Source organism: Microvirga sp. GN3, assembly GCF_055792825.1.
In genome coordinates this window covers 1-9,765 of the sequence record NZ_JBVVAK010000233.1, presented here as the reverse complement: position 1 = coordinate 9,765, position 9,765 = coordinate 1, and the positions used below count along the sequence as shown (strand labels likewise).

13 protein-coding genes and 2 pseudogenes are annotated in these 9,765 nt (G+C 57.4%); 10 read left to right on the top strand and 5 right to left on the bottom strand.

Annotation, left to right across the window (positions count from 1 at the left end; genetic code table 11):
- The first annotated feature begins 241 nt into the window (after positions 1-241).
- From ACS5Q1_RS44455 to ACS5Q1_RS44410, 10 genes and pseudogenes are all read left to right on the top strand, one after another.
- Positions 242-487, top strand: a complete 246-nt coding sequence (locus ACS5Q1_RS44455; RefSeq protein ID WP_473104211.1) for a hypothetical protein — start codon at positions 242-244, stop codon at positions 485-487.
- Positions 488-557: 70 nt separating this feature from the next.
- Positions 558-1,214 carry a ribonuclease HI gene (gene rnhA, locus ACS5Q1_RS44450; protein ID WP_473104210.1) on the top strand — a complete coding sequence of 219 codons (657 nt, stop codon included), beginning with the start codon at positions 558-560 and terminating at the stop codon, positions 1,212-1,214.
- 20 nt (positions 1,215-1,234) lie between these two features.
- Positions 1,235-2,005, top strand: coding sequence for a hypothetical protein (locus ACS5Q1_RS44445; RefSeq protein ID WP_473104209.1), 771 nt, complete (start codon positions 1,235-1,237; stop codon positions 2,003-2,005).
- On the top strand, positions 2,002-2,127 hold the full coding sequence (locus ACS5Q1_RS44440; RefSeq protein ID WP_473104208.1) for a hypothetical protein: 126 nt from the start codon (positions 2,002-2,004) through the stop codon (positions 2,125-2,127). The genes ACS5Q1_RS44445 and ACS5Q1_RS44440 overlap by 4 nt, the downstream gene beginning before the upstream one ends.
- Before the next feature lie 29 nt (positions 2,128-2,156).
- Positions 2,157-2,531: a hypothetical protein gene (locus ACS5Q1_RS44435; RefSeq protein ID WP_473104207.1), complete on the top strand. Its 375-nt coding sequence runs from the start codon at positions 2,157-2,159 to the stop codon at positions 2,529-2,531.
- Positions 2,524-2,844, top strand: coding sequence for a hypothetical protein (locus tag ACS5Q1_RS44430; RefSeq protein ID WP_473104206.1), 321 nt, complete (start codon positions 2,524-2,526; stop codon positions 2,842-2,844). The genes ACS5Q1_RS44435 and ACS5Q1_RS44430 overlap by 8 nt, the downstream gene beginning before the upstream one ends.
- A gap of 806 nt (positions 2,845-3,650) precedes the next feature.
- Complete coding sequence (locus ACS5Q1_RS44425) at positions 3,651-3,920, top strand: hypothetical protein (RefSeq protein ID WP_473104205.1); 270 nt, start codon at positions 3,651-3,653, stop codon at positions 3,918-3,920.
- Positions 3,921-4,025: 105 nt separating this feature from the next.
- Positions 4,026-4,977, top strand: a protein-coding gene (locus ACS5Q1_RS44420; RefSeq protein WP_473104204.1) for an IS630 family transposase whose coding sequence is annotated in 2 segments (ribosomal slippage) — positions 4,026-4,342 and positions 4,341-4,977 — 954 coding nt in all. Because the reading frame shifts where the segments join, the coding sequence is not laid out codon by codon here.
- Positions 4,978-5,110: 133 nt separating this feature from the next.
- Positions 5,111-5,478: pseudogene (locus ACS5Q1_RS44415) on the top strand (IS5 family transposase); the annotation flags it as partial.
- Between the two features lie 272 nt (positions 5,479-5,750).
- Positions 5,751-6,065, top strand: coding sequence for an NUDIX hydrolase (locus ACS5Q1_RS44410; RefSeq protein ID WP_473104203.1), 315 nt, complete (start codon positions 5,751-5,753; stop codon positions 6,063-6,065).
- Between the two features lie 72 nt (positions 6,066-6,137).
- Here the strand turns inward: ACS5Q1_RS44410 and ACS5Q1_RS44405 are convergent, their stop codons facing one another.
- The 5 genes and pseudogenes from ACS5Q1_RS44405 to ACS5Q1_RS44385 form a co-directional block, all read right to left on the bottom strand.
- Positions 6,138-6,629, bottom strand: coding sequence for a GNAT family N-acetyltransferase (locus ACS5Q1_RS44405; protein WP_473104202.1), 492 nt, complete (start codon positions 6,627-6,629; stop codon positions 6,138-6,140).
- 109 nt (positions 6,630-6,738) lie between these two features.
- Positions 6,739-8,013, bottom strand: coding sequence for an MFS transporter (locus ACS5Q1_RS44400; protein WP_473104201.1), 1,275 nt, complete (start codon positions 8,011-8,013; stop codon positions 6,739-6,741).
- A 69-nt stretch (positions 8,014-8,082) separates the two neighbouring features.
- Entirely contained in the window at positions 8,083-8,529 is a 447-nt protein-coding gene (locus ACS5Q1_RS44395; RefSeq protein WP_473104200.1) for an aldehyde dehydrogenase family protein, read from the bottom strand.
- A gap of 164 nt (positions 8,530-8,693) precedes the next feature.
- A complete protein-coding gene (locus tag ACS5Q1_RS44390) occupies positions 8,694-9,191 on the bottom strand; it encodes an Lrp/AsnC family transcriptional regulator (RefSeq protein WP_473104199.1) in 498 nt (165 codons plus the stop codon).
- A gap of 176 nt (positions 9,192-9,367) precedes the next feature.
- Positions 9,368-9,491: pseudogene (locus ACS5Q1_RS44385) on the bottom strand (IS3 family transposase); the annotation flags it as partial.
- Positions 9,492-9,765: the final 274 nt, after the last annotated feature.

Below are 9,765 nucleotides of genomic sequence, written 5' to 3'. Positions count from 1 at the left end.
GGACGACATTGTTCCACCAGCGGCTCAAGCATCGTCCATTGTGTATCCGTCAGCATGGCTCCTCCTCAAACAGGACGAGCAAAACGCCTCCAGGTGCAAAGGGTTCAAGTCATAACAGGCCGTAATCTGTTGTTCTGTTTCTTCTTTGATGGCCTCGAAATCGTATCACAAGATCAGACAAAACCCCGAAAGGCTGCTGAGCAGCCAAGAGGAAAGCTGATCCAACACGAGAGTAGAGTACATGATCGCGATCGACACGAACTCCCGTTATGGCACTGTCGCCCAGCTGCGCGACCGGTACCGGAGCATGTATGAGCCGACCCACGGCGCTCTCAAGTCGATGAGCCTCAACCTCATTTCCAGCGAAAACCGGGCGACGCTGGTCCTCGGCTTTGCCTCGGCGGGACAGGCCCGCACGATGACCGCTGAAATCTCCTTCGATCCGGGCGAGCCGACGGTTGCAAGCCTCGCATCTCGCTGGCACTAGCTCAGGGACACGGGCCGCGCTGTCGGCTCCTAATTGTCTCAAGACCCATTTCCAATCCGAGATCTCCCGCATGTTCGACAAACATTTTCAGCGTGACGCCGGCCGACTGGTTGTTCAAGCCTATATCGATGGCGCCTGCTCCGGGAATCCCGGACCTGGCGGCTTTGGCGTCGTCATCCTCGACATGCACGGCAACGCCCACTCCCTTTCCGGCTTTGGCGGTTCGCAGACCACGAACAACAAGATGGAGCTCTCAGGCGCTATTGCGCTGCTCGACTATTTCAAATCAGAAGAGTGCAGCTTCACCATCCATGCCGACAGCCAGTATGTGATCAAGGGCATCACGGAATGGATCGTCAATTGGAAGCGCAACAACTGGCGCAACGCCCAGAAGAAGCCCGTCGAGAACCAGGATCTCTGGCAGGAACTCGACCGCCTTGCGTCAAAGCAGCAGATCAAATGGCAGTGGGTCCGCGGCCATAACGGCAACCACTACAACGAGATGGCGGATCAGCTAGCCGTCAACGCTGGACGTGGCGTTGTCCTGTCACCCGATTGGAACGGCGGCGGCGAACAACAGCGGCCCTCCACGCCAAAGACCGAGTTCCCGGTAGAATCGCCTGAGGACAAGATCATCACGCACCTCGAGCGGGCACTGGCGACAGGCTCACCCGCTGATCTCAGAAGTGCTGCCCAGGCCGCCCTCAACCACCTGAAATCTCGCTAACCTCACGCCACAGGACAGTCATGACGACTTATGCATCCCAGGCTCTGGTCTGGGCACGATCCCGCTCGCTCCAAGCCCTGAAGGCCAAACTGGACGCCGCGCCCGTCCTGGCCGCTGTCGCGGTCTTCCTTGTCCTCGCCTTCGTCGATCTGATCTTCGGTACCTCGCTCGCTTTCGTCTTCATGCTCCTCACGGTGCTGCCGGCAGCGTACTTCTTCATCTCGGACCAGCTTCGGCCGAGCCCGGTTCAGAAGCGCTTGGGATGTCTCGCAAGCTCCTCATTTCAGAGGTTCGTTTCCCTCGCCGAGATCACAGTCGAGCCACCCCTTGTCGCGAAGAAAGCCGGTCTTCTCCTGATGATCGACCGGCGATCCCGCCAGGTCTCGGACCGGATGGAGGTTTATCGCCTCATCCAGGAGGGCTCGCTCAAGAACAAGTTCTTGGTGCCCTCAACCATCCGGTTTCACCGGGACGGTGTCGCCGAGATTGAGATCAGCCGAACTGACCTGAACCCCGTACGGATCAGGATTGACCTCCGGCGGGGCTTCAATCGGGTCACCCTCCGGGAGACGATATCCGACGAGAAGAATCCGTACGTAACCCAGGTTCATCGATACCTGTTGGATATCTCACCCGACAGCATCGCCGATATCCGGAGGGCTAGGATCAAGATCGCACAATTCCTCAAGGTAGATACCTGTCCGACAGAGGAGCGTCCCAACAGGACCGCAGCGATGGCTTTCGCTAACAACCTGCTCGACACCCGCAAGAAGGAGCTTTTCGGCCAATGACCGTCGGGAAACTCGTCACACGTGAGGAAGCAAGGTTTCTCCTTTCGCTCCTCGCGTTCATCCCAGCCTGCGCCGCCGGGTCCGTCGCGCTGGTCGCGCTTATCGGCCTCCTCGCCGACTGACCCACTCATCCGTCGAAAAGGATCATTCCATGATCAGTCCGCAATCGGTCCACTCAGCCGAAGCTGTTCTTGAGGCGCTCGCACGAGCGAGCCGCGCCGAACTTGCCATCGAAACCTACGAACGAACGGCCGGCATGGTCGGCGACATCGGCATCCAGATCTGGCACCTGCTCCTGTCGCTGATGGACCTGTGTGAGACGCAGAGATCGCATTTCGATGTGCTCCTACAGCAGGCCCATAGAGCATTCGCCACCGACATGGCTGGTAAGCCGGACGCCCAGATTCAGTTTTTGCTCTTCGATCTGATGGCCCTTTGCAAATCAAAGGACATCGACTTCGCCGAAATCATCGCAAATGTCCGGGCTGAGCGCCCGATCATCAACGGAGATGACGCCAATGCTTGATCGACAGAAAGCGCGTACTGAGATCCTGGACGCTGTTCGGGAGATGGCCAGAGAATACCCGGAGGCGGAATATGGTGCCGCGCGTGAGCGATCGGGGCTTCTTGGCCGCATCAAGCGGATCTGCGGGAACATCATGCCGACCGCAAAACAGTGCTGGGAGCACCTAGGCCTCGATCGGTCAAAGCTGGTCGACGAGTTCACCTTCACCCAGGAGGACCTGAAACGGGGGAATGTGCCGAGACTATACCCGCATCAGGAAAATGCATTGGAGGCGCTTCGCCAGACCAACACCATGATCCTGCAGACACGCTAGGTGAGCAGACCTATGGAAGTTTCATCCGATCTGCCAACAGGTGAGGTCCGAGCGTATTGCGACCTTCATCGGCGCGACTTATACCCTAATCATACATAGTTTGTGAGTGAGTGAGTTAGACCCCTTGCATTGTAAGCTTTCTGGGCTTTCCACATTGCGATGTATAAATGCATCCTAATACATCATAATCTCCAGGCGGCGGCAACGTCGGCGCTTTTCATTGCTGTGTCGCCTATAACGGTGTTGTGCAGGAGTATGTCGCCGATCGGTTTTAATTGCCCAAAGTAGCGATATCGCGGCCCGATCCAAGCTATCGAACCCTTTGCGGGGCATAGCGTGCGGCATACTTGTGCCCGGAATCCCCTGCTCTCCGCCAACGTCTGCTTGTATCGGGCAGGGAATCAGTCACACTGACGTTGCGAAAGCCTTCACTAAGGTGTCGTTCGTCGGGGGAGCAATGTTCGTCAAGGTCAGCAAGGTCAAGAACCTGGGTGTTTTCGCAGACTTCACCTGCGCGCGCAGCTTTCTAGCTTTGAGCGCTTCGATGTCATCTACCGAGACAATGGCTCCGGAAAGACCACTTTTTCGCGGCTGTTGGATTGTTTGAAGACCGGATCGCATGACGAATACCCGACACTGGAGTACCGGATCGAGAGCCAATCAGGAGATCTCGTTCACGGCTAGCCGGCGGCCAGAAAGGTCCGCGTCTTCAATGCCGACTATGTCCAACTCAATATTGGCCCAATGGATAGCCCCTGAAGCTGATACTGATTATCAGCGAGGAGAACAAGGCACTAGCCGATAAGTTGGTTGCCGAGGAGACGGAAGTTGCTACCCAGAAGCCTATTATTTCCGCTGCAACTGACGCAATCCGGGCCCTTCAAAATGGGCGGGGGAAGATTTTCACCGCCACCGCCAAGACTATTAGCGAAGCGACGAGCGGGAGCACAGTCAGGAACTACCGCAAGAATAATGCTGAAATCGCCTTTGAAAAACTGGAGGCTGATTTGTCCCTGTTGCCTGAAGAACCAGCGATTGCTTCAACAGGATTCTATTTTTTGCAAAGACGAATTTGATCGTGGACTATACTAGAGCAATTGCGGTTCTGACTGAATCGGAGGCTATGCGGCGTGACGGCTTTGTGATTCCCTTATCTCGACCCTCTTTGGAGGAGATGAGCGATGACCAAGTCCTACTCACTGGATCTGCGGCAACGGGTGGTGCGCTTTGTTGAGGCGGGGCATTCCTGCCATGAGGCCGCCCGCCATTTTGAGGTGTCGGTCGCGTTTGTGGTGCGGCTCATGGCGGCGTATCGGGCCACCGGCAGCCTGGCGCCCAAACCAGAGGGCGGCTGGCGCTACTCCAAGCTCGACCCGCATCGCGACTTCCTGATCCGTCGCGTGGCCGAGAGGAACGACCTCACCATGCCCCAGCTCGCGGCCGAACTGCTGGCCTTGGGCACCAAGATCACGCCGGCTTCCATCGCGCGCTGGTTCATCCGCCACGGCTATAGCGTCAAAAAAAACTTTGCGGGCCAGCGAACAAGAACGCTCCGACGTGCGTCAAGCCCGCGAGCATTGGCACACGAAACGCCAGCCGCGCATGCGCCAGGAGCCGCACCGGCTCGTGTTTCTCGATGAGACCGGCACCTCGACCAAGATGACCCGCCTGCGCGGCCGCTGTCTGAAAGGGCAGCGCCTGTATGCCAGGGCGCCATTCGGCCACTGGCTGACCCAGACCTTTGTCGCTGGGCTGCGCTACTGTGGTCTGACGGCGCCTTGGGTGATCGATGGGCCGATGACCCGTCAGATCTTCGAGACCTATGTGGAGACTCAGCTTGCTCCGACCTTGTCCAAGGGCGACGTGGTGATCCTCGACAACCTGCCGGCACACAAGAGCGAGACGGCGGCGCAATGCCTGAAGCAACGCGGTGCCTGGTTTCTGTTCCTGCCTCCTTACAGTCCCGATATGAACCCGATCGAGCAACTCTTCGCAAAGATCAAAGCACATCTGCGCAAAGCCGAAGCCCGAACCTTTGATGCGCTCTGGCGGACCATTGGGGACATCTGTGATGGGGTCGAGCCTGAGGAATGCCGCAACTACTTCACTGCTGCAGGTTATGGATTCGTCTGAACAGCCGATGCTCTAGAGCGCGTTGACATTCAGGATTCCCATAAGCTCGCAACTCTGATTCAAGCTCCTTTTGGGAGCGGAGGCTTGGGTGAGCGGGGTTCGTCTGATTTTGAAAGATCACCAGTGGGATCGGATGGAACCGCATTTGCCGGGCAAGCGCATGGATCCTGGCAGAACGGCGGTCGATAGCCGGCTTTTCGTGGAAGCGGTGCTCTGGCTTGCCCGAACTGGGTCACCGTGGCGAGACCTGCCGGAAGTCTTCGGCAACTGGAACAGCGCTTTCATTCGCTTCTCGCGCTGGGCCAAGAACGGCGTATGGGATCGGCTTTTTACCATCATGGCGGATGAGCCCGGCTTCGCATACGTCATGATCAACTCAACCATTGTCCGGGCGCACCAGCATGCGGCAGGCAAAAAGGGGGCCTGTCTCGTGCGATCGGACGCTCACGCGGTGGGCTGACCCCCAAAATCCATGCCGTCGTCGACGCTTTGGGCAATGTTCATGTCAATCCTTTGCCTCGTAAGCGCGTTCATCTGGACCAAATGAATGTCAACGCGCTCTAGGAAGTCGCCGACATCGCACAGGCAATGCTGGCGGACCTTGCCAATATGGCAATCAGACGTATCCCTGGTCTCATATCTGATTTTGCGAAAGGCTATGCCACGCCTAAGTTCGATGTCCGCGACGCGCTGATCGAAAAAGGTAAAATCCTTCTGGTCCGGGAAAAGACCGATAGGCGGTGGACGTTGCCTGGTGAATTTGCGGATGTGGGATGATCAGCGTCGGAAAACGTCGCCATCGACTACAGGAAGAAGCAGGTCTTCAGGTTTTCGCTACGCACCTATACAGCGTGCGACATAAGGCGACGGCCTCATATGATCCGGATGCAAGGGACTTCTATAAACTGTTCTTTCTCTGCAGGCGGACGGGCGAGATGACAATGAAGGCGGCCACGGAAACGACAGAAGTCACTTTCTTTGAGCCTAACGGTCTTCCCGAACTGCCGCGAGGGCGCGTTCTGGAAAGCGATATCCACACCGCTTTTGCGTTCCACAACGGCACCCTACGGTTTGCCACGTTCGACTAGTCATTCTCGCGCAGTCTTCCCTAGAATTTCTGTGTCAACGGAGACTGAAGGGGTGCTTCGTGCAATTGGGCATTATGTTTGCGCCATTTCCATGAGAACGACTTCAATCGGCTCTCCGCCAACACCATGAGAGAAGTATCCTTTCTGGATTGCCTTAAAACCGTTACGCTCATAGAACCCCTGCGCGTTCAGCGTGGACTCGATATTGATTGGTCCCGAGTATCCCCTCGCCGCATTTTCAACGCCGACTTTGAGGAGTCGCTTACCCAGTCCCCGGCCTGCTGCTTTGGGCAACACAAAAAGGCGCGTCACCTCGCCAGGATCTGAGTCGACGAACCCCAAGACCTCACCATTCTCCTCGGCGATGACGGTATGGCCCTTCTTGATGATGTCCTCGTAATATTCGGCAGTACGTTCTCCCATCCACCCAGCAAGCTGTTCGCTCTTGTAATGATGTTTTGCGAGCCCCTGAACGGATTGCGCCGTCACGTCAAACAGCGATTGACCATCGCCAGCACGCGCTGGGCGCAAAACGATCCCACTGTCATTCTCAAGGCCGGTCATGGACTGTCTCCTTCGCAAATCATGAATTGAATCAGCTACTTTATTCTGCCGCGAAGCTCCCACAGCCTGTCCGAAATCTCAATGCGGAAAACTTCGTTCGAAAATGAACCTATGGACCGGCTTCGACACTTTCTGGCCCGCAACCGTTCTGGCTCTGCGTCAGGTCAGTCAAATGACATTCTGCGACGCGACTTTCATTTTGAGTCTTCGCACAGTCAGCTTGAGGTGTCCTCATGAAGGCAAGGGCAAGCCCAATGCCAATGAGGCCAATCAAGATGGACGCCGCCGCCAGGGATGTGACCGCGCTGATCTCGACGAGGATGCCGCCGAGAAAAGCGCCGATGGCGATCCCGGCGTAGGTGGTCGAGCTGTTCATGGCCAGGACCAGCTTCGACCTGTCGCCGGCCAGGCTGAGGAGCCGGTGCTGGATCGGGACGAGGTACATGTAACTCACATTGCCCCAAAGGAAGGCGATGAGCACGGTGAGGGCGCCATGGTGTCCGAATGCAACCAGGCCGACGAGCAAGATGAGTTGGGCCCCTACGGCCGCGATGAGGACCTTGAAGGGGCCAAAACGATCAGTCAGGAACCCGCAGGCGACGTTTCCAGTCACGGCTCCGAAACCATAGGCAAAGAGCGCGGCCGAGAGCAGCGGGACCCCGGCCAGCAGGGAGCCAGTGATGAAGACGCTCACATAGGAATAAACGATGAACTCGGAAACGACGACGAAGAGCGTCACAGAAAGGACACCGTAGATGATCTTGGAGAAGTCTTTCGAGGCCGGGCCGCTTCCGCGCTCCGGCGCCTTGGCAGGGATCCCGGACATCATTGAGGCGAGGATCAGCAATGCGAGAAGCCCGGCAATGACCACAAAACCGAAGGCGAAGCGCCAGCCGATCGTAGCTGCGATCCAACTGGTCGCCGGAACGCCGGCGACCTGTGAAACGGTCATGCCGCCGAAGATGAGGGACAACGCCATCCCTTTGCGTGCGGGCGGCAGGAGCTCGGCGGCCAGCGCGGTGGCCGCCGGCGTGAACATCGCCGCGCCATAGGCCGAAATGACGCGACCTGCAGCAAGGGTTAGGAAGTTCGGTGCAATCGCGCAGATCAGGTTGCCGATGATGAAAATTGCAACGGACAGGATCTGGACATTGCGGCGGCTCATGCCCTTGAACATCCAGGCATTGAGCGGCGCGAAGACCGCGTAGCAGAGCGCGTAGATCGAGATGATCCAGCCCGCCGCGCCGGTTGAGATCGTCAGATCACGCGAGATCACATCGAGCGCCCCGATGACGACAAACGTGTCCAGGCCGATGGCGAAGGCACCGATGGTCAGAGCGGCAACGATGAGTTTCGTTCGCCCATAGGGAAGGGATGAGGTCATGACCGTGCTCGTTCAGGTTCTCGTGGTGTGTTCAGGCCCAGTGACATCGTCGGTGCGTTTCTGGCCCGGTTAGACGGGCGGCTGGGCTTGTCGCGTTGAGGTACGCTCCAGATCTGGTCTCGTGAGCGCGGCGAAACGGCGGGCGGCATCCTTCAGTATCTCCGCGCGCCTTGCCGGGCGCACGGTCCGCCAAACTTCGAAGGCGCGCTGTGCAGAAGCGAGCACCTGGTCAATTTGCTCAGGGCCTGCGGAAGCGACGGAGCCGCATGGTGTTTCAGTCGCCGGATTGATCAGCGACACTTCCGATCTACCGGTCCCGTCTTGGCAACTTCCGTCAATGAATAGCTCGTGCTGACTCATTGCCGGGGTATCCCAGAGGTAGATGCCTTCTGCACCGGCCATGATCCGGTTCGGCGTCTCGCCGCGACTGTGCTTGGCCAAGTGCGTGGACGGATGGAAGACGAAGCTTCGATCCTTCTCTTGGAGTTGCTCGGTTCCCAGATTGACCAGGCGCATCGTCCCTCTCCCCGTGATCATCCTGCGGAGAACACTCGGTCAACCGCCCCTTGAGGGGTTAGCATATCGGCAAACACACCCCGAGGTTCGTGGAAATGCGTGCCCATAGCCGACGAATTCACTGAATTGGCGTCAATCGCCGTAGAAACCACGGCTCCGGGAACTCACCGTTTCCCTAGCGCGCACAAGGGGACCGGGGAATTGGATTTCACGGGTTTCGTCACGACAAGGCTGTAGTACCGATCGATCTTCAAGCCTGCCTGCAGCAATCCCTCCATGAAATCCTGATACGCAGCCATAGACGGGGCTGCGACGCGCATCAGGTAGTCGATCCGCCCCCCAATAGCCCAGCAGTCCAGGATTTCCGGGATGTCTTGAATCGCGGTCTCGAAGTGTTGTTGGTCCTCGAGGCGGTGACGATCCAGCACCACCTCCACCATCACAAAGATTATGCCACCGGTCAGGGCCGGACTCAGCCGCGCGTAAAACCCCTCAATAATCCCTGCGGCTTCGAGTCTACGGAGCCGCTCCGAACACGCCGAGGGCGAAAGATGAACGCGTTTCGCAAGCTCGCTTTTCGAAACCCGACCGTCTGATTGTACCTCCGAGAGTATCCGGAGGTCCCAAGCGTCTAGGCGCGCTGTATTGGGTTTCGAACTCATGGCCTTCTACTCTCAAGCCGTTGTCTGCGATGGAATTGATGCCTACCAATCGATTATTGTTGAAATCAAGTGACCTGCCTTCCAAAAACCGGACCGCTCTGAATGAGGAAATTCTCGGTTAGGCTTTGGTGTCGAACCGAGGTGACTGGCCTGCTGCCGGCTTTTCGGACGCCAGGTTAAGCTAGCATAGTTCGTTCCTCGAACTCCACGGGGGCTGAAATAGCCCAGCGTCGAATGACGACGCTGAGGATTGTAGAAGCGCTCGATGTAGTCGAACATATCTGCCCTGGCATCGTCCTTGGGTGAGCGTCGCTGCGAAAGCAGCCATTTGAATGTATCTATCTTGTTTTTAAGTAGTGGAAGAATGATATTGCGTTCCCGTATCGTCGGAGCCGGTCGCGCTTCAGCATCGATGGATGCGATATTATACCATCCCGAGCATTTCTGAACTACGGCCTGTTATGACTTGAACCCTTTGCACCTGGAGGCGTTTTGCTCGTCCTGTTTGAGGAGGAGCCATGCTGACGGATACACAATGGACGATGCTTGAGCCGCTGGTGGAACAATGTCGTCC

Bases quoted from the DNA above. Each gene is read 5' to 3' on its own strand.
- ACS5Q1_RS44455 (WP_473104211.1), top strand. From the start codon at position 242: ATGATCGCGATCGACACGAACTCCCGTTATGGCACTGTCGCCCAGCTG.
- rnhA (WP_473104210.1), top strand. From the start codon at position 558: ATGTTCGACAAACATTTTCAGCGTGACGCCGGCCGACTGGTTGTTCAA.
- ACS5Q1_RS44445 (WP_473104209.1), top strand. From the start codon at position 1,235: ATGACGACTTATGCATCCCAGGCTCTGGTCTGGGCACGATCCCGCTCG.
- ACS5Q1_RS44440 (WP_473104208.1), top strand. From the start codon at position 2,002: ATGACCGTCGGGAAACTCGTCACACGTGAGGAAGCAAGGTTTCTCCTT.
- ACS5Q1_RS44435 (WP_473104207.1), top strand. From the start codon at position 2,157: ATGATCAGTCCGCAATCGGTCCACTCAGCCGAAGCTGTTCTTGAGGCG.
- ACS5Q1_RS44430 (WP_473104206.1), top strand. From the start codon at position 2,524: ATGCTTGATCGACAGAAAGCGCGTACTGAGATCCTGGACGCTGTTCGG.
- ACS5Q1_RS44410 (WP_473104203.1), top strand. From the start codon at position 5,751: ATGATCAGCGTCGGAAAACGTCGCCATCGACTACAGGAAGAAGCAGGT.
- ACS5Q1_RS44405 (WP_473104202.1), bottom strand. From the start codon at position 6,629: ATGACCGGCCTTGAGAATGACAGTGGGATCGTTTTGCGCCCAGCGCGT.
- ACS5Q1_RS44400 (WP_473104201.1), bottom strand. From the start codon at position 8,013: ATGACCTCATCCCTTCCCTATGGGCGAACGAAACTCATCGTTGCCGCT.
- ACS5Q1_RS44395 (WP_473104200.1), bottom strand. From the start codon at position 8,529: ATGCGCCTGGTCAATCTGGGAACCGAGCAACTCCAAGAGAAGGATCGA.
- ACS5Q1_RS44390 (WP_473104199.1), bottom strand. From the start codon at position 9,191: ATGAGTTCGAAACCCAATACAGCGCGCCTAGACGCTTGGGACCTCCGG.